At 69.7% G+C, this 18220-nt stretch carries 15 protein-coding genes; 7 read left to right on the top strand and 8 right to left on the bottom strand.

The features are described from left to right. Nucleotides 1–161 precede the first annotated feature (161 nt). A complete protein-coding gene (locus tag OG975_RS04170; protein ID WP_406327498.1) occupies nt 162–2192 on the top strand; it encodes a phosphocholine-specific phospholipase C in 2031 nt (676 codons plus the stop codon). Between the two features lie 20 nt (nt 2193–2212). Here the strand turns inward: OG975_RS04170 and OG975_RS04165 are convergent, their stop codons facing one another. Beyond that, entirely contained in the window at nt 2213–3226 is a 1014-nt protein-coding gene (locus OG975_RS04165; RefSeq protein WP_406327496.1) for a Gfo/Idh/MocA family protein, read from the bottom strand. Nucleotides 3227–3295: 69 nt separating this feature from the next. Beyond that, nucleotides 3296–4390, bottom strand: a complete 1095-nt coding sequence (locus OG975_RS04160) for a chemotaxis protein (RefSeq protein ID WP_406327494.1) — start codon at nt 4388–4390, stop codon at nt 3296–3298. 129 nt (nt 4391–4519) lie between these two features. On the opposite strand from OG975_RS04160, the gene OG975_RS04155 reads away from it, so the two are divergent. Then, on the top strand, nt 4520–5938 hold the full coding sequence (locus OG975_RS04155) for a basic amino acid/polyamine antiporter (protein ID WP_406327493.1): 1419 nt from the start codon (nt 4520–4522) through the stop codon (nt 5936–5938). 48 nt (nt 5939–5986) lie between these two features. After that, nucleotides 5987–7249 carry an arginine deiminase gene (locus OG975_RS04150; RefSeq protein ID WP_406327492.1) on the top strand — a complete coding sequence of 421 codons (1263 nt, stop codon included), beginning with the start codon at nt 5987–5989 and terminating at the stop codon, nt 7247–7249. Between the two features lie 46 nt (nt 7250–7295). On the opposite strand, the gene OG975_RS04145 is transcribed toward OG975_RS04150, so the two are convergent. From OG975_RS04145 to OG975_RS04135, 3 genes are all read right to left on the bottom strand, one after another. Next, nucleotides 7296–8864 carry an FMN-binding glutamate synthase family protein gene (locus tag OG975_RS04145; protein WP_406336139.1) on the bottom strand — a complete coding sequence of 523 codons (1569 nt, stop codon included), beginning with the start codon at nt 8862–8864 and terminating at the stop codon, nt 7296–7298. Nucleotides 8865–9003: 139 nt separating this feature from the next. Then, nucleotides 9004–9519: a DUF4232 domain-containing protein gene (locus tag OG975_RS04140; RefSeq protein WP_406327491.1), complete on the bottom strand. Its 516-nt coding sequence runs from the start codon at nt 9517–9519 to the stop codon at nt 9004–9006. A 166-nt stretch (nt 9520–9685) separates the two neighbouring features. Continuing rightward, on the bottom strand, nt 9686–11254 hold the full coding sequence (locus OG975_RS04135; RefSeq protein WP_406327490.1) for an alpha/beta hydrolase: 1569 nt from the start codon (nt 11252–11254) through the stop codon (nt 9686–9688). 268 nt (nt 11255–11522) lie between these two features. Between OG975_RS04135 and OG975_RS04130 the strand changes: the two genes are divergently transcribed. Next, on the top strand, nt 11523–12185 hold the full coding sequence (locus OG975_RS04130; protein WP_406327489.1) for a chaplin: 663 nt from the start codon (nt 11523–11525) through the stop codon (nt 12183–12185). A gap of 135 nt (nt 12186–12320) precedes the next feature. On the opposite strand, the gene OG975_RS04125 is transcribed toward OG975_RS04130, so the two are convergent. Then, complete coding sequence (locus tag OG975_RS04125; protein ID WP_406327488.1) at nt 12321–12863, bottom strand: GNAT family N-acetyltransferase; 543 nt, start codon at nt 12861–12863, stop codon at nt 12321–12323. Nucleotides 12864–13059: 196 nt separating this feature from the next. On the opposite strand from OG975_RS04125, the gene OG975_RS04120 reads away from it, so the two are divergent. Further along, nucleotides 13060–13917: a GNAT family N-acetyltransferase gene (locus OG975_RS04120; protein ID WP_406327486.1), complete on the top strand. Its 858-nt coding sequence runs from the start codon at nt 13060–13062 to the stop codon at nt 13915–13917. Nucleotides 13918–14051: 134 nt separating this feature from the next. Beyond that, nucleotides 14052–14264 carry a DUF4287 domain-containing protein gene (locus OG975_RS04115; protein WP_406327485.1) on the top strand — a complete coding sequence of 71 codons (213 nt, stop codon included), beginning with the start codon at nt 14052–14054 and terminating at the stop codon, nt 14262–14264. 76 nt (nt 14265–14340) lie between these two features. Here OG975_RS04115 and OG975_RS04110 read toward each other — a convergent pair whose 3' ends face one another. Further along, entirely contained in the window at nt 14341–14853 is a 513-nt protein-coding gene (locus OG975_RS04110; protein ID WP_406327484.1) for a hypothetical protein, read from the bottom strand. A gap of 96 nt (nt 14854–14949) precedes the next feature. Beyond that, nucleotides 14950–15699: an MBL fold metallo-hydrolase gene (locus OG975_RS04105; protein ID WP_406327482.1), complete on the bottom strand. Its 750-nt coding sequence runs from the start codon at nt 15697–15699 to the stop codon at nt 14950–14952. Between the two features lie 247 nt (nt 15700–15946). Here OG975_RS04105 and OG975_RS04100 point away from each other — a divergent pair, with 247 nt between their 5' ends. Next, the gene (locus OG975_RS04100; protein WP_406327480.1) at nt 15947–17953 is read left to right on the top strand and encodes an RICIN domain-containing protein; all 2007 of its coding nucleotides are present in this window, start codon (nt 15947–15949) and stop codon (nt 17951–17953) included. Nucleotides 17954–18220: the final 267 nt, after the last annotated feature.

The raw sequence follows: 18220 nt of genomic DNA, 5'->3' as shown, positions 1-18220 counted from the left end.
CGGGGCAGCAGAAGGCCACAGACGCGTCGGATCCGTCCACTCGGCGAGGTTCGACCGCTGTTCACCCGCGCCTCACCACACAGGTATGGACCTTGACGATCACCCCGTGCACGCTTGCGCGCGGTGTGCCGCAGGGGCACTCCAGTGACGAGGGCGGGCGAATGACACCGATCAGCCGAAGAGGCTTTGTGGGGCTCGGCGCATCCGTGGCGGCAGGCGCCGCGATGGGCGTCGGCTCGCGTCCGGCGGCGGCCGCCGACACCGCGGCAACGGCGACCGGCACGATCTCGGACGTACAGCACGTCGTCATCCTCATGCAGGAAAACCGCAGCTTCGACCACTACTTCGGCCGTCTCAAGGGCGTCCGCGGCTTCGACGACCGCAGCGGCATCACCCTGTCCGGCGGCAACTCCGTCTTCAACCAGCCGAACGGCAGCGGCAGACAGTACCCGTGGAAGCTCAGCTCCACGCCTGCCGCGGGCGGCAAGGACGGCGAGACCCTCGCCCAGTGCAGCGGCGACCTTCCGCACTCCTGGTCCTCGCAGCACTCCGCCTGGAACAAGGGGCGGCTGGACAACTGGGTCTCGGGCGTCGGCAACGTACGCTCGCTCGGCTACCTCGATCGCTCCGACATTCCGTTCCACTACGCGCTCGCCGACAACTACACCATCTGCGACGCCTACTTCTGCTCTTCGCTCAGCGCCACCGGCCCCAACCGTACGTACCTGTGGAGTGGCAAGGTCGACGGCTCCAGCTACGACGGGGGCGACGAGTCCGGACTGACCTGGCAGAACTACGCCGAGGCGCTGCAAGCGGCCGGGGTGACCTGGAAGGTCTACCAGAACGCGCAGGACAACTACGGCGACAACGGCTGCGCCTACTTCAAGAAGTTCGCCTCGGCCAAGGCGGGCGACCCGCTGTACGACCGCGGCATGGCCTCCGTGCCGAAGGTCACCGGCTCCACGCCCGACGACATCGCCGCCGCCATCAAGGCCGACGTCCTCGCGGGCACCCTGCCCCAGGTCTCCTGGGTGGTCGCCAACCAGGCCTTCTCGGAGCATCCCTACGCCCCGCCCGGCGACGGCGCCCACTTCGTCGACCTGGTCTACAAGGCGCTCGCCGCGGACGCGAACGTCTTCGACTCGACCGTCCTGTTCCTCAACTACGACGAGAACGACGGCTTCTTCGACCACGTCCCGCCCCCGGCGCCGCCCGCAGGCACGGCGGGGGAGTTCCTGAACGGCGTTCCGTACGGCCTCGGCTTCCGCGTCCCCATGCTGGTCATCTCGCCCTGGACACGCGGTGGCTGGGTCTCCTCGGAGGTCTTCGACCACACCTCCGTCCTGCGCTTCCTGGAGACCTGGACCAACGCCCTCGGCAAGCCCGCCGCATGCCCCAACATCAGCGCCTGGCGCCGCAAGGTCACCGGCGACCTGACCGGCGTCTTCGACTTCGCGCATCCGGTGTACGGCGCCGCCTCGCTGCCCGCGACGAGCGTCATCGGGTACGGCACCTGCGGCCCGCTGCCCAACCCGGTGCCCACCACCAACACACTGCCCGCCCAGGAGTCCGGCACCCGGCCCGCCCGCGCCCTGCCGTATCAGCCGGGCGGCCACCTGGACCACCTGGAGTTCGGCGCGAGCGGCAAGATCCTCGCCTGGTTCACCATGGCCAACCAGGGCACCCCCGCCAAGAGCGCCGCGCACTTCTCGGTCCACCCCAACGCCTACCGCGACACCACGCCGTGGCAGTACACGGTCGACGCGGGCGGCACCGCCTCCGACTACTTCAGCATCGGCTCGGGGTACGGCGACGGCAAGTACGACATCTCCATGACCGGCCCCAACCGCTTCCTGCGCCGCTTCAAGGGCGACGCGACGCTGGCGGGCAAGTCGGCCGAGGTGAGCACCCGTTACGCGACCGAACCCGGCACAGGGAAGACGGCCATCTACTTCATGATGACCAACTCCTCCGCGTCCTCGGTGAAGTTCACGATCACCTCGAACCACTACCGCGGCGACGGGCCCTGGACGTACACCGTCGCCGCGGGCGGCTCGACGGAGGACTTCTTCAACGCGGTGGCATACCAGGACGGTTGGTACGACTTCACGATCACCGTCGACTCCGACGCGAGCTGGTCGCGCCGGTTCACCGGGCACATCGAGACGGGCGCGGCGAGCGTCAGCGGCTGAGCATGAGCGTCAACGGCTGATCACGCGTAGAGGTCCGGGCGCGGGGCGAGTTCGACGGTCACCCGGCCGCCGTCCTCCAGCGCCCGGACCCCCGCCTCGGCGACGGCGGACGCCGCATACCCGTCCCAGGCGCTGGGCCCGGTGACCCGGCCCGCCCGGGTGGCGTCCACCCACGCCTGCACCTCGCGGTCGTAGGCGTCGGCGAACCGTACGAGATAGTCCTGCGCCACCTCCTCGTACGCACCGGCCGCCGAGGTCACCACCATCGTGTGCTCGTCCCCGATTCGGGCGCTCCCCGACTCGCAGACCGCCTCGCACCGCACCTGGTAGCCGAAGCCGCAGTTGACGAACACCTCGACGTCGACCAGGGCGCCGTCCGCGGTCTCGAACAGCACGAATTGAGGATCGATGAGGCCCGCCGGGGCATCCGAGGACGGCCGTGGGCGCAGCACGCTCACTGCCGTGAGCTCCTGGCCCAGCAGCCAGCGGGCCGCGTCGATCTCGTGCGACACGGAGCTGTTGACCAGCATCGCCGAGGTGAAGTCCGGCGGCGACGAGACATTGCGGTGCGTGCAGTGGAGCATCAGCGGACGGCCCAGCCGCCCGCTGTCCAGCAGGGACTTGAGGCGCTGATACTCGGCGTCGTACCGGCGCATGAACCCGACCTGGGTCAGCCGCCGGCCGAGCCGCGCCTCGGCTTCCACCACCCGCAGCGCGCCCGCGGACTCCGGCACCAGCGGCTTCTCGCACAGCACCGGCAGGCCGCGCTCGAAGGCCGCGAGCAGGGCTTCCTCGTGCGCGGGTCCGGGGGAGGCGATCAGCACCGCCTGTACGCCGGGTGCGTCGAGCGCCGCCGACACCTCGGCATGGACCGAGACACCGTCGATCCCGGCCACGGCGTCCTTGGCCCGGCCGGTCTCGGGATCCGCCACCGCGGCGACCCGAGCACCGCTCACCACATGGTCGATCCGACGTATATGGTCGGCTCCCATGTGTCCGGCACCCAGGACCGCCACACCCAACAGTTCACTCACGCGCTCCGCACCTCTCCGCCGACAGCCCGGTCCATGTGATCCATGTGGTCCGATTGTCGGCCGGAGAGATCAGTAGCGCAGTACCCCGGCGATGCCTTTCGCGTCCCCGAGGCTGCCGTCGGGGACGAAGCGCACCTCGGCCCCGGTCTCCAGACACTGTTCGACGATCTCGTCGACGATGTCCTCGCGGGCGTCCAGGTCACCGCTCTCGGCCGGGACGAGATGGTCGCCGCCGTCGCGCACCGTCACGCGGTAGTTCTCCTCGACGGCGAGCAGCCGGATCCGGCCCTCGGTCGCGTTCTGCCACACCTCGTCGACTCCGGCGGCGAACTCCTTGCGTCCGCGGGCCGTGACGAGTTCCCGCGCCACCTCGTCGGTGTGCTTCCTCTCCTCGGCGCTGATCAGCGGACGCACCGCCTGCCATACGGCCTGGGGAGTCCCGTGCGCGAGGCCACCGTGCTGGACGTGTGCCGCGTCCTTGGTGACGGTGCCGATCTCGTCGAGGGCGGAGAGCGCGGCGGTCTCACCGGTGACGTACAGCGGTCGCGGCTGCTCGCGCAGGACGGCGCTCATGGCGATGTCGGCGTCGCGCAGGAAGCGCCGGATCCCCTCGTCGCGGAAGGTGCTCGGCATGTCGCCGATCTGTTCCTGGCGCTCGGCGTCGAAGTTCTCGCGGTCCCGGCTCAGCGGAAAGCCGCCGGAGTCGTCCTCGACGACATGTTCCGCGCCGCCGTTCCACAGCGTGACCCGGTCGGCGGAGACCGCGAGCACCCAGAACGGCCGCTCGGAGGCCTGTGCGGCGACCAGGTTGCGGGTCAGGAAGGTGTCCGAGAGCACCACGCGTTCGGGCACGGTGCGGGCCAGTGACCAGACCTGGTGCTCGCCGGGCGCCGCGAAGATCGCGAGGCCGTCCTCGGCGTGCGCCAGATCGACTTCCCTCAGGGCCCGCTCAAGCTGGTCGACGACATCCGTACGCCGTTCGCGGGTGACCGAGGGATCGGCCTCCAGCTGCTTCTTGGCCTCGGCCACCACATTGCGCAGCCGGACCGGATCCTGAGCGTTGTCCGGTTCACGGCGGTGTGTCGGCGTCAACACGGACACCGCCGGATAGGGCCGCGGCCTGCGCAGCTCGGTGAGGGTCGCTGGGCTGAGTGCGTGCTCCATACCAGCACCATAGAACCGATTCTCTTATCGGGCATTTGGAGCACTTGGTTGTTAGTGTCGCTCGGGTCGCCAGATGACGTTCTTCCGCATCGTGCGTCGTACGACGATGCCCGTCTCCGTAGGACGCCCATGACGCAGGTCGACGCGGAAACCCAGGCGCCGCCCGCCGCCAAGCTCACCCTGCTGACGCTCACCACCATGGTCGTCGGCTCGATGGTCGGGGCGGGGGTGTTCTCGCTGCCCAGCCGGTTCGCCCAGGAGACGGGCGTCGCGGGCGCCCTGATCGCCTGGGCCGTCGCGGGCACCGGCATGCTGATGCTCGCCTTCGTCTTCCAGCGGCTGGCGATCAGCAGACCCGACCTCGACGCGGGTGTCTACGCGTACGCGAAGGCGGGCTTCGGGGAGTACCTGGGCTTCTTCTCGGCCTTCGGCTACTGGGCCAGCGCCTGTGTCGGCAACGTGACGTACTGGGTGCTCATCATGTCGACCATCGGGGCGATCGCGCCGGCACTGGGCGACGGCGACACCGTCCTCGCCATCGTCCTTTCGTCGGTGGGCCTGTGGTCGTTCTTCTTCCTCATCCGCAGAGGGGTGAAGGAGGCCGCGGCCATCAACCGGATCGTCACCGTCGCCAAGATCGTGCCGATCCTCGTCTTCATCATCCTCGCGCTCTTCTACCTGAACCCCCATGTCTTCGCCGAGAACTTCGGCGGCGCCGACTACGCCGGTTCTCTGTTCCAGCAGGTCAAGGGCACCATGCTGGCCACGGTCTTCGTGTTCCTCGGAGTCGAGGGCGCGAGCGTCTACTCCCGGCACGCCAAACGCCGCGAGGACGTCGGCCGGGCCACCGTCCTCGGCTTTCTGAGCGTCTTCGCCGTCTTCGCCTCGGTCACGATCGTCTCGTACGGGATCATGCCGATGGGCGAGATCGCCGAGCTGCGGCAGCCTTCCATGGCGGGGGTCCTGGAACACGCCGTCGGCACCTGGGGCCAGGTCTTCGTCAGCGTCGGCCTGATCGTCTCGGTGCTCGGCGCCTATCTCGCCTGGACGTTGATGTCCGCCGAGGTGCTGTTCGTCGCCGCCAAGGACGAGGACATGCCCCGCTTCCTCGGCCGCTCAACCGCGGCCGACGTGCCCGTGCCCGCGCTGCTGATGACGACCCTGCTCACCCAAGTCGTGCTGGTCGTCACGCTGTTCTCGGACGACGCGTTCAACTTCGCGCTGGATCTGACCAGTGCGCTGACGCTGATCCCGTTCCTGCTGGCGGCGGCCTTCGCCGTGAAGATCGCGCGAGGGCGTCTCGGCGGCGACCTCGTCATCGCCTCACTCGCCACCGTCTACACCGCGTTCCTGCTCTACGCGGCCGGGCTGAAGTACCTCCTCGTCTCCTTCATCATCTACGCGCCCGCCACGGCCCTGTTCGTGATGGCCCGGCGGGAGCAGGGCAGACGGCTGTTCTCGCCCCGTGAACTCGTCATCCTCGCCGTCTCGATCGCCGGCGCGATCCTCGGGATCGTCGCCCTGGCGGTGGGCTGGATCAGCCTCTGACCCGTCCGTCTGTGACCTGTCCGTCTCCGATCTGGAGAAAGGCCTACCGTGACCAGTCAAGACACCACGAGCCGTCCGGAGTACGGCGTCCACTCCGAGGTCGGCAGACTGCGCAAGGTGCTGGTGTGCGCGCCCGGACTCGCGCACCGCCGGCTCACCCCCACCAACTCCGACGACCTGCTCTTCGACGACGTCATGTGGGTGGAGAACGCGCAGCGCGACCACGCCGACTTCGTCAACAAGCTGCGCGAGCGCGGCGTGGACGTCGTGGAACTGCACGAGCTGCTCGCCCAGACGATGGCGCTCCCCGTGGCCAGGGACTGGCTCCTGGACCGGAAGATCATCGCGAACCAGGTCGGACTCGGCCTGATCGAGGACACCCGGGCCTTCCTGGAGTCCCTCGAACCCGCCCGGCTCGCCAAGTACTTGATCGGCGGTCTGGCCACCGCCGATCTCCCGGACGACTTCCGCTCCGGCTATCTCGCGCTGGCCCGCGAGTCGACCGGCGTACGCGAATATCTGATGCCGCCGCTGCCCAACACGCTCTACACCCGCGACACGACATGCTGGCTGTACGGCGGCCTCACGCTCAACCCGCTGTACTGGCCCGCCCGGCACGACGAGACGCTCCTGATGAAGGCGATCTACACCTTCCATCCGGACTTCGCGGGCTCCACCGTGTGGTGGGGCGACCCCGAACTGGACTGGGGTCAGGCCACGTTCGAGGGCGGTGACATCATGCCGGTCGGCAACGGCATCGTGCTCATGGGCATGAGTGAGCGGACCTCGCGCCAGGCCATCACCCAGGTCGCGGCCTCCCTGTTCCAGAACGGGGCGGCCGAGCACGTCATCGTCGCCGGCATGCCGAAGCTGCGCGCCGCGATGCACCTCGACACCGTCTTCACCTTCGCCGACCGCGACCTGGTCACCCTCTACCCGACCATCATGGACGCGGTCCACACCTTCTCCCTCCGCCCGAGCGACAAGGCCCCCGGCATCGAACTCACCGACGAGGGCTCGCGCCCCTTCACCGACGTCGTCGCGAAGGCGCTCGGCCTGTCCGAGCTGCGGGTCGTCGAGACCGGCGGAGACGTGTACGCCTCCGAGCGGCAGCAATGGGACAGCGGCAACAACGCGGTCGCTCTGGAGCCCGGCGTGGTGTTCACCTATGACCGCAACACCCAGACCAACACGCTGCTGCGGAAGGCCGGGATCGAGGTCATCACCATCGTCGGAGCAGAACTCGGACGGGGGAGGGGCGGCGGCCACTGCATGACCTGCCCCATCGTGCGGGACGCCGTCGAGTTCTGAAGCCCCGGTCGCAGAACGCCCAGAACGCCCAGCGCGTTCAGGACGTTCAGAATGTGTCCGGATGCGCCGCCGCCCAGTCCGCGGCCCAGGACGCGGGCGGCTCGGCGAGCAGGACGCCGGGCGCGAGCCACTCGTAGAGCTCCGCGTACGACCGTACGGTCGTCGGGTCCGTACGCCGCAGCAGGCGATGCGGTGTGAGGTCGCCCGGATCCCGTACCCCCATGGCGGCCATGATCCGGCTCGCGCTGCGCACGGTCGCCCGCTGGTAGCGGTGGACGCGCTCGGACTTGTCGGCCACGTCCAGGGCCCGGACCCGGCGCGGATCCTGCGTCGCGACGCCCGCCGGGCAGGTGTTGGTGTGGCAGCGCTGGGCCTGGAGGCAGCCGACGGCGAACATCATCGCGCGGGCCGCGTTGGTGTAGTCCGCGCCCTGCACCAGCCGTTTGACGATGTCGGTGCCGGTGGCGACCTTGCCGCTCGCGCCGATCCTGATACGGTCTCGCAGCCCGGTGCCGAGGAGCGCGTTGTGCACCGTGATCAGCCCCTCGGTGAGCGGCGTACCGATGTTGTCGGCGAACTCCAGCGGAGCGGCCCCCGTTCCGCCCTCCGAGCCGTCGACCACGATGAAGTCGGGCGTGACGCCTTCCGCGAGCATCGCCTTGCAGACCGCCAGGAACTGGCGGCGTGAGCCGACACAGAGCTTGAGGCCGGTCGGCTTGCCGCCCGCCAACTCCCGCATGCGGGCGACGAATCGCACGAGTTCGCGTGGGGTCGAGAACACCTGGTGATACGGCGGTGAGATCACCGTCTCACCCTCCGGAACGTCGCGCGCCCGGGCGATCTCGGCGTTCACCTTGGCGCCGGGCAGCACCCCGCCGATGCCCGGCTTCGCACCCTGGGAGAGCTTCAGCGAGACGCACTTGACCTCGGGCAGTGCCGCCTTGTCGGCGAACTCCCGTGCCTCGAAGCCCCCTTCGGGGGTACGGCAGCCGAAGTACCCCGTGCCGATCTCCCAGATCAGGTCGCCGCCGCCCCGCAAGTGGTGCTCCGACAGACCGCCCTCACCGGTGTCGTGCGCGAAACGGCCCAGCGCCGCGCCCCTGTTGAGCGCCAGGATCGCGTTCGAGGACAGCGCCCCGAAGCTCATCGCGGAGACATTGAGCAGGGCCATGTCGTACGGCTGGGTGCAGTCGGGACCTCCGACGCGCACCACCGGCGGCTCGTCCGGCACGTCGACCGGGCGCATCGACGGTTCCAGGTACTCGTACCCGTCCACGTACACGTCACGCTCGGTGCCGAACGGCTCCTCGGCCTCGATGCCCTTGGCACGCTCGTACACGAGGCTGCGCACCTCTCGGTCGTACGGGCGTCCGTCGAAGTTCCGCTCGACGAAGTATTGCTGCAGCTCCGGCCGCAGCGCCTCCAGGAGGAAGCGGAGATGACCGAGCAGGGGATAGTTCCGCAGCACCGCGTGGCGGCGCTGCGCCAGGTCCCAGGCGCCGAGCCCGGTCAGGGCCAGCAGGGGGCCCGCCGCGCACCACCACCACGGCGAGACGGCGCACACGAGGACCAGCGCCCCGGCCGCACCGAGGACGACGAGCAGCAGCAAGAGCATCCGGCGCACCCCATGAGTCAAATCCATGGGGAGGGATTCCGCCGTTCCGCGGGGCGTGGGACGCGGCTCGGTTGAGCCGATCAGGTGGCGGACGCCTGACGCGCGCGCGGAACGGCGACCGGGGCACTTGGGCCGGCGGCTACTTGTTGTCCAGTGCCTTGTCCGCGGCGGCCACGGACGGCTTCCACCACGTCGTCAGCGGCTCCCACACCAGGACGGCGTCACCGGCGCCCAGCTCGCGCGCGGTGAAGGTGCGCCCGAAGCGGGACGGGTCGGCGGACACGGTGATCGCGTCCACCCGGCGGGCCTCCGGGTCGGCCGGGTCGGCGATCGTCCGCACGGCGGCGTACGCCGTCCTGCCCGCGCCGATCCGGTACGGCCCGCTCTCACCCGCGGGCGTCGGCAGGGCCGCGCCGTCGAGGTCACCGAAGGTGACCGTCGGAATGCGGTCGACGGTGCAGGTGCGGGAGGAGCGGTTCGTCACGCTGATGTGGACGACGGTGGGGTCCGCGGACTGCCCGGCCCGCAGCCCCAGGACCTTCTCCGCGCACTTCGCGGGCCGCGCGGGCTGCGGGGCGGCCGAGCCGCTCTGGGGTACGGCCAGGAGCAGCGCGGTGGCCGCGGTCGAAAGGGCGAGGACGGTTCGGATACGCATCGGTGGTGTTCCCCCTGGTGTGGTCACATACGGTGCGGCGCGCCGGGTCAGGGCGACGCCTGCCCAGTGTGACGGCCGGGGCGCACGAGAGGTTGTACCCGACTTGTCCGTGTTACCGGTTCGCGTCCTTTCTGTCATCTTCGGTCCCCAGTAGGACTCACAGGACTCAGGTGTCGTCGTCCGGCGCGCACGAGCTGCCGCTGTCCGGCAGGGAGCCGTACAGCAGGAAGTCGTCGACCTTCCGGTGCACGCACTTGGAGGTCGCGTACCCGGTGTGCCCCTCGCCCTTGTTGTCGAGCACGACGGCCGACGAACCGAGCCGCTTGGCGGTCTCCAGGGTCCAGCGGTATGGGGTCGCGGGGTCGCCGCGGGTGCCGACGAGCAGCATCTTCGGGGTGTGGACGTCGCGCACCTTGTCGCGGATGTAGTCGGTGCCCTTGGGGCGGCCGTAACACATCAGCACCTGGGTGAGCCGGTACTGACCGAAGACGGGGGACGCCTCCTCGTACGAGGCGCGCATCTTGTCGATGTCCTGGGTGACCTGGTCGGCGGTGGGCCGGTCGGGGTCGTCCGCGCAGTCGATCGCCATCAGGGCGGCGGGGAGGTTGTCGATGGGGACGTCCTGCGCGTCGACGAGTCCGCCGTCCCGACGGGCCCCCGCGGCGGCGCCGGGGAAGGTGACGCCTCCCGACAGCTGCATGAGGCCGCGGGTGTCGCCGTCCTGGACCAGTTGGTTGAGGGCCGCTTCGAGGGTGGGCCACAGCTGCTTGCTGTACAGCGCCTGGCTGATGGCGCCCACGAGGTCCTGGCCGGAGAACTGCTGGCCGAGGTCCGACGGGACAGGGTCCGTGTCGAGCGAGTCGACGAGCTGGACGACCTGCTGTCGTGCGCTGCGCGGATCCTGCCCGAAGGGGCAGCCCACATCCTTCGTGCACCAGGTGAGGAAGTCCTCCAGGGCCGTCTGCTGCCCCGCGGCGCCCACCAGGCCCTGCTCGGACAGCGATTCGGTGAGCGTGTCCACGCCGTCCAGCACCAACCGGCCGGTCTTCTTGGGGAATTGGGCCGCGTACACCGCGCCCAGCCGTGTTCCGTACGAGAAGCCGAGGTAGTTGAGCTTCTTGTCGCCGAGCGCCTGGCGCATCACGTCCATGTCGCGGGAGGCGTTGACCGTGCCGATGTGCGGCAGCACCGGGCCGGAGTGCTTGGCGCATTGGTCGGCGGCCTTCTTCACCTCATTGAGAACGGCCTGGGGATCAGTGCTGTCGACGGTGCCGCTCGTCGCGTCGGAGGCTTCGTCGGCGCCCTCGCCGCAGCTGACGGGCGAGGACTGACCGACGCCGCGGGGATCGAAGGTCACCACGTCGTAGCCGTTCGTCAGGCCCATGAAATCCTTGCCCCCGAGGGCGAGTTCACTGATTCCCGCGCCTCCGGGGCCACCGAAGTTCAACAGCACGGAACCCCTCGACCTGCCCGTCGCCCGGTAGCGGGCCATCGCCACGTCGAGCGTTCCGCCACCCGGGTTCGCGTAGTCCAGCGGGACGGTCACCTTCCCGCACTGCAGGTCCTTGGGCATGCTCTCGCCCTCGCAGGCCGCCCACCTGATCTTCTGGCGGTAGAAACGGGACAGGTCCGGACCGCCGGCGGCCGTCGCCACCGCGGGCAGCCCGGCCGCCAGCAGGGCCAGCGTCGCGGTCGCGGCTCCGGCGAACGCGCAGCGTTGGTGCACGGACAGCATGCATGCCTCCAGGGACCCCCGGCGGTGGACCGGCGATACCCCCCGGATCACGATAAGCACAGGTCAGGGGCCACGCCTCTGGGCGAGCGGAACGGGCCGGCATGCCTTATCCTGCGCGCCCGCATCTTTCGTACGAACCGCTGCGCCAGTTCGATAACCATGACGCTCGATGGGGTGAAAGGCCGATAAGCCATAACTCGGATGGTTCTTCCGCGTTTTACGCCATGCGGGCGAGTGCTCGTGACCATGTCTGGAAGGCAGGGAACCTATGAAACGGGTTACCCGAAATGGATTGATCGTCGCGGCCGCCGCTTCGGGCGCGCTGGTCGTGACCATGCCGGCGCACGCCGACTCCGCGGCCGACGGCACCGCCGTCGGCTCGCCCGGGCTGATCTCCGGCAACACCATCCAGCTCCCGGTACACGTTCCCGTGAACGTGTGCGGGAACACCGTGAACGTGGCCGGGCTGCTCAACCCGGCGGCGGGCAACAGCTGCGCCAACGAGAGCGAGGGCGGCGGGGCCGTCGCGCCCGGTGACACGCACGGCGGTGCCGTCGCGCACGGCAGCGGAAAGGATTCTCCGGGGGTGCTCTCCGGCAACGGCGTACAGCTTCCGGTGCATCTCCCGGTGAACGTCACCGGCAACTCGGTGACGGTCGTCGGCCTCGGCAACGCGTCCGTCGGCAACGAGTCCACGAACATCTCCGGAGGCCTGCCCCACCACCCCGTCGGGCCCGCCCCCAGGCCGACCGCCCCGGCCAAGGCGCACCCGGGTCCCCCGGCGCCCCGGCACGCCCCGCAGGGACAGCCCATGGCCTCCCTCGCCCACACCGGCACGGACCAGACAGTGCCCGCCATCGCCGCGAGCGCGGCCCTGGTCCTGGGCGGAGCCGTTCTCTACCGGCGCTTCCGACCGGTCGCGGTGCGCTGACCCACTGGCCCAGCGAGGACGGAAGGCCCCACCGGGCTCGTGACCGGTGGGGCCTCCTCGGCTCCCTCACCCGGTGGCGCTCAGCGGGTCGAGCCCCTCTGCTTGAGAAGGGAAGGTGCGAGGGCGTCCCAGAGGCTAACCGCGTGACGCGTCCGCATCCGCGTCAATGTCATCGCGAAGGATGCTGTACCGCACCCCGTCGCGCCACCGCCCGTCGCGGAACACGACACTGCGGAGCACGCCCTCGCGGGTGAACCCGACTTTCTCCAGGGCGCGTTGCTCGGCGATGTTCTCCGAATCGGTGTCGGCCTCGATGCGCACCACGTTGGTGTGGGCGAAGAGATACCGGACCAGTTGCCGCTGTGCCTCGGTGCCCACGCCCTTGCCGCGTGCCTCCGGCAGCAGAGCGATACCCATGTTCCAGTAGTGCGTGGTTCGAGTGGCGGCAATCTTCCGCCAAGAGACGAATCCCAGTCGCTCGTCGTCCCGCACGACCATCAGCTGGCCGGCGTCGTCGGTGAGCAGACCGTTCTCCGCCCACTGGCGCCGCCAGCGCCGGGGGTCCCACCAGCCGAACCACTGGAAGGGCGCAGATGACTGAGGTTCTGTCAGAAACCGTTCGATGACGGGCAGATCGTCCTCGGCCACCGGGCGCAGTGTCACATGTTCGATGTTCATGAACGGCAACCCTAGGCCGGACCCGCGGGCAGCGGCGCGGGAGCCGGGGGACCGGCTCACCGGTGCGAGGGATCCTGGCCAAATCCCCTCCCACGCCGGGTGATTGCCGCTGCGAACGGCACGGAGATCGGGAAGGATGCTGCCGGTGCCACCGACCACCGCAACGACGCGACCCCGTATGGAATGGAGCGCCCACATGACTTCTCCGGGACCCGAAGACCTCGTCGTCACCCAGGCCACGCTCGACGACTGGAAGGTGGTCGGCGGCTGGGCGGCGGACGAGGGATGGAATCCCGGGCTGTCCGACAGGGCGAGCTTCTTCGCCCAGGACCCCGAGGGCTTCTTCATCGGCCGGATCGGCGGGGAGCCCGTCTCGGCCATCTCGGTGGTCAACTACGGCGCCGACTACGCCTTCCTGGGCTTCTACCTCGTACGCCCCGATCTGCGCGGGCGCGGCTACGGCATCACCACCTGGAAGACCGCCCTCGCCCATGCCGGCGGCCGCACCGTCGGCCTCGACGGGGTGGTCGCGCAGCAGGACAACTACCGCCAGTCGGGTTTCGAACTCGCCCATCGCACGGTCCGTTTCGGCGGAGTGGCCCCGGTGGGGGAGACGCCGCCGGGAGTCCGGCCCGCCGAGAAGGCGGACTTCGCGGCGGTCACGGCGTACGACAGTGCCTGCTGCCCAGCGGACCGGCCGGCGTTCGTGGAGAGCTGGCTGACCGGCCCGGAGCACCGCACCTTCGTCCGCCTCGCCGACGACGGGCAACTCACCGGCTACGGGGTGATCCGCCCGGCCCGCGACTCCCTGCGCATCGGTCCGCTGTTCGCGGACACAGCCGACGACGCCCGGGCGCTTCTCTCCGCGCTGGCCGCCGACGCCGCGGGCAGCGCGGTCGCCATCGACGTCCCGGAGACGAACACGGCGGGCATCGCCCTGGTCGAGGAACTCGGCCTCGCCCCGTCCTTCGAAACGGCCCGCATGTACACCGGACCGGTCAGGCCGTTCGCCCAGGAGCGTGTCTACGGCGTCACGACGCTGGAGCTCGGCTAGAGCCGCCCGTCGTCGCGGGCGTGGGAACCCGTCCGCGGAGGGCCGATGAGTTCCCGCGCCCTCCGCGGTCATATGGGCAGGCGCGACGAGTGCGCCAGGATCGGCTCCGCTTCGATGGACAGGGACAACACGACATGACGGAAACCGTGAAGGGCCCGGCCAGCTACTTCCCCTCGATCGAGAAGAAGTACGGCCGCCCCATCGCCGAGTGGAAGGAACTCATCCGTTCCTCACCGCTCACCAGGCACATGCAACTCGTGGCATGGCTCAAGACCGAGCACGGGCTGGGACACGGTCATGCCAGCGCCCTCGTGGCGCACACCCTCGCCGAGGACAGCGGGAAGTGAGCCGCCCGACGGAGGTGTGACCGACCGCCTGCGGGGCGCCGCGACGGCAAGGCGCATCGGCGTCCCACCGGGCCGGTCACAGCTTGAACACCACTCCGCGCCATGTCCAACCCGCGCCGAGGACCGCGTCCCGCAAGGGGGCCTTCATCTCCGCGGGGTCGAAGTGGGACACCTCCGTCATCCGCGGGCGGCCGTCGGCCCCCCGCTCGACCGTCCAGTCCCGGGACACCGTGGTCACCTGCCCACGGCCGTACTCGCGCGACCGCGCCAGCCTGGGCGTGTCCCCGACCCAGGTGACCTCCCACTGCTCGTCGAGGGCACGGACCTCGTGGGTCGCTGGAACCAGGCGCATCCGGATCTTGAGGGTCCGGCTCACCTGGGTCCGGACGAAGAAGGTGCGCCAGGCAGGGTCCCGGATCCGCAACTCCGCCACCAGGTCGGCGCCCTCGGAGGGGATGCCGTTGCGCACGGCGTACGGCACGTCCGGACCGCCCAGACCGAGCAGCGCCGCCCGGACGTCGTCGGCCGCACGCGGTGCGACACCCTCGCTGGGGTGCTTGGTTCCGGTCAGTTTGTCGAAAAGGCCCATCGGGTCAATCTATTGACGGTCTGTGCGAACCGACAAACGCGTCAGGGGAGGCAGCGCCCAGGCCTGCGTGTGCGGTGTCGGTCGGGCCGGGTGGCGTCAGCCGGCCAGCTCCTGCGCGCGTTGTGCCGCCTCGTGCACCGGACCGCGGTGCACGGAACCGTGGCCCGGCAGCAGGACGTCCGCCGAGAGGGCCTCGATGCGCTTGAGGGAGGCGAGGGCCCCGGCGCGCTCGGCGTCGAACATCGCCGGCAGCAGCTGCGGACCCCGGATCCGTGAGGTGGGATGGCCGCTGACCAGGGCGTCACCGGAGATCACGATTCCGGCGTCCGGCAGATGGTAGACGCAGTGCCCCGGCGTATGGCCGGGCGTGTGCACCGGCACCGGACGGCCCGGCAGGTCGAGCGGCCCCTCCGCGGGAAACGCCTCGGGACGGGTCATGCGGACGTCCGCCGTGCCGCCCGACTTGATGGCGTGCAACGCCCAGGGCAGCACGCCGGGGCGCCACGCCTGGCGCATGACCTGCCCCACACTCACCTGGTGGAGGAACTCGCGGCGCGCGTGCGGCACTTCCGCCTCGTGCAGGTAGACCGGGATGCCGAAGGTGCCGCTGAGGTACTCGGCGGAACCGAGGTGGTCGTTGTGCGCGTGCGTGATGAGTACGGCGCTGACGGCCTCGGGGGAGTGGCCCAGCGCGTCCAGCGACGCGAGGACTTCCTCCCGGTCGCCGGGGTATCCGGTGTCGACCAGGGTGACGGCGTCGCCGTCGGTCAGGATCACCCAGTTGGTGTTGCTGCCGTGCACCAGATGAACTCCGGCGGCGGCCTCAACGATCGCGTCCTCGCGCATGACCATCCCGATGCTTGAGATCTTTCCCCGGCCGGGTCGGGCCGTGTGAGGCGAAGGTATCGCGTGCGCACGGCGGCTCGGCCGGCGCCCTTTCGGACACCTGGCGCGTTCACCGACGGCACTGGCCGAACGTGAACGGGCGCTGTCGGCAAGGTACTTGACGCGCCTCCGGAATGGCGGCTCCCATATGGCGAGTCTCGTTGACTTTTGTTCGAGTCTGCGAACAAACCGCTCAAGGGAGAGCCGCATGTCCCCCCATTCGCACACCGCGCGCCTCAGAGGCCTCCTGAGGCGCGCAGCCGTTCAGTGCGCCGTCCTGTGCCTCGCCGTCGCCGGACTGGCCGGAGTCGGGCGCTCCGCCGCGCCGCTCCCGGCCGAGCCGACCGCCGTCAGCACCACCCAGATCGGGGTCAACCCGGCTCCGATGGGCTGGGCGTCCTGGAACACCTTCGCCAGCGTCATCGACTACGACACCATCAAGGCCCAGGCCGACGCCCTCGTCTCGTCCGGCATGGCCGCCGCCGGCTACAAGTACGTCAACATCGACGAGGGCTGGTGGCTGGGCACCCGCGACAGCAGCGGCAACATCACCGTCGACACCGCCAAGTGGCCCGGCGGGATGAAGGCCATCGTGGACTACATCCACAGCAAGGGCCTCAAGGCCGGGATCTACACCGACGCCGGGAAGAACGGCTGCGGTTACTACTACCCGACCCCCTCGACGACGCCCGCCGCGCCCAACACCGGGATGGAGGGCCACAACCAGCAGGACCTGGAGACCTTCCAGAACTGGGGCTTCGACTTCCTCAAGATCGACTGGTGCGGAGGCAACGTCGAGGGCCTCGACCAGGAGACGACGTACAAGGCGATCCGCGACGCGAACGTGGCCGCGACCGCCGTCACCGGCAAGTCGCTCGTCCTGTCGCTGTGCGAGTGGGGCACCGGCAACCCCTGGAACTGGGCCGCCGGCACGGGTGACATGTGGCGCACCAGCACCGACATCGTCTACTACCCCGACAACCCGACGATGTCGAGCATCCTCGCCAACTTCGACAAGTCGCTGCACCCGGCCGCCCAGCACACCGGCTACTACAACGACCCGGACATGATGACGGTCGGCATGACCGGTCTGAGCGCCGCCCAGAACCGTACCCACATGGGCCTGTGGGCGATCTCCGGCGCACCGCTGCTCGCGGGCAACAACCTCGCCACCATGAGCTCGACGACCGCCTCGATCCTCACCAACTCCGAGGTCATCGCCATCGACCAGGACACCCGTGGACTCCAGGGCGTCAAGGTCGCCGAGGACAGCACAGGGCTGCAGGTCTACAGCAAGATCCTCTCCGGCACCGGCAAGCGCGCGGTCCTGCTGCTCAACCGTACGTCCGCAGCGGCGAACATCACCGCCCGCTGGGCCGACATGGGTCTGACCACGGCCTCCGCCGCGGTGCGCAACGTCTGGTCGGCCTCCAACGCCGGTTCGTACACGACGAGTTACACCACCAGCGTGCCCGCCGGTGAGGGCGTCCTGCTCACCGTCTCCGGCACGGAGGGCTCGGGGACGACGTACGAGGACACGACCTCGGCCACGACGCCGACGTTCACCGGGGTCACCACGGCCGCCGCGGGCACCAAGCTCGTCGACATCACCTACGCCAACAGCGGCTCCACCGCCCGCAAGGCGACCCTCCAGGTCAACGGCCAGTACACACAGACCCTCGCCTTCCCGCCCACCGGGTCGTCGACCACGTACCGCACGGTCTCCGTTCTGGCCAGTCTGGCGAAGGGCTCCAACACGCTGACCTTCGGGACGTCCGGCACGGCACCCGACATCGACGCCGTCGCGGTCCGCGCCATCCCCGGCACCAACGGCACGGCGGTCGTCGGCACCGGGTCGGGCCGCTGCCTCGACTTCTTCAAGAGCTCCATCACCAACAACACCCAGGCCGAACTCTGGGACTGCGGCGGCGGCCAGAACCAGACGTTCACGTACACCTCGCGCAGCGAACTCGTCGTCTACGGCAACAAGTGCCTCGACGCCTATAACAGCGGCACCGCCAACGGCACCAAGGTGGTCCTCTGGGACTGCAACGGCGGCACCAACCAGAAGTGGACCGTCAACTCCAACGGCACCATCACCAACAACGTCTCGGGCCTGTGCCTCGACGTCTACAACAACGGCACGGCGAACGGAGCGCTGATCGACCTGTGGTCGTGCAACGGGGGAACGAACCAGCAGTGGACCCGCAACTGAGCCCCCACTAATTCCGGTGCGCCGCACGCGCCAGGTTCCCTACACTCGCCACGAAAGCGCGCGCCGCCCCTGTCGGCGGTGCGCGTCGTGACGAGTGAGGGGAGCCGGGCCGTGCGTTACCGCACCGCTGTCGTCGTTCCCCGGTCACAGTTCGAGGTGATCCTGGTGTCTCCGCGCGTCCGGTGCCGGCTGCGCGGCCGGAACCGGATGCCCGCGACGAACTTCTGATCTCCGCCTGTCAGTTGCCGCCTCCGCACCTCTCGATGC

Source organism: Streptomyces sp. NBC_00203 (genome assembly GCF_045206325.1).
GTDB classification, from domain to species: Bacteria; Actinomycetota; Actinomycetes; order Streptomycetales; family Streptomycetaceae; genus Streptomyces; species Streptomyces lutosisoli.
Note: the sequence above shows the minus strand (reverse complement) of the source record. Positions and strands in the feature narration are given on the sequence as shown.

Excerpts from the sequence above, each read along its gene's own strand:
- OG975_RS04105 (WP_406327482.1), bottom strand. The coding sequence starts at position 15,699 with ATGCGCGAGGACGCGATCGTTGAGGCCGCCGCCGGAGTTCATCTGGTG.
- OG975_RS04140 (WP_406327491.1), bottom strand. The coding sequence starts at position 9,519 with ATGCGTATCCGAACCGTCCTCGCCCTTTCGACCGCGGCCACCGCGCTG.
- OG975_RS04115 (WP_406327485.1), top strand. The coding sequence starts at position 14,052 with ATGACGGAAACCGTGAAGGGCCCGGCCAGCTACTTCCCCTCGATCGAG.
- OG975_RS04135 (WP_406327490.1), bottom strand. The coding sequence starts at position 11,254 with ATGCTGTCCGTGCACCAACGCTGCGCGTTCGCCGGAGCCGCGACCGCG.
- OG975_RS04170 (WP_406327498.1), top strand. The coding sequence starts at position 162 with ATGACACCGATCAGCCGAAGAGGCTTTGTGGGGCTCGGCGCATCCGTG.
- OG975_RS04145 (WP_406336139.1), bottom strand. The coding sequence starts at position 8,864 with ATGCTCTTGCTGCTGCTCGTCGTCCTCGGTGCGGCCGGGGCGCTGGTC.
- OG975_RS04100 (WP_406327480.1), top strand. The coding sequence starts at position 15,947 with ATGTCCCCCCATTCGCACACCGCGCGCCTCAGAGGCCTCCTGAGGCGC.
- OG975_RS04155 (WP_406327493.1), top strand. The coding sequence starts at position 4,520 with ATGACGCAGGTCGACGCGGAAACCCAGGCGCCGCCCGCCGCCAAGCTC.
- OG975_RS04160 (WP_406327494.1), bottom strand. The coding sequence starts at position 4,390 with ATGGAGCACGCACTCAGCCCAGCGACCCTCACCGAGCTGCGCAGGCCG.
- OG975_RS04110 (WP_406327484.1), bottom strand. The coding sequence starts at position 14,853 with ATGGGCCTTTTCGACAAACTGACCGGAACCAAGCACCCCAGCGAGGGT.
- OG975_RS04120 (WP_406327486.1), top strand. The coding sequence starts at position 13,060 with ATGACTTCTCCGGGACCCGAAGACCTCGTCGTCACCCAGGCCACGCTC.
- OG975_RS04125 (WP_406327488.1), bottom strand. The coding sequence starts at position 12,863 with ATGAACATCGAACATGTGACACTGCGCCCGGTGGCCGAGGACGATCTG.
- OG975_RS04130 (WP_406327489.1), top strand. The coding sequence starts at position 11,523 with ATGAAACGGGTTACCCGAAATGGATTGATCGTCGCGGCCGCCGCTTCG.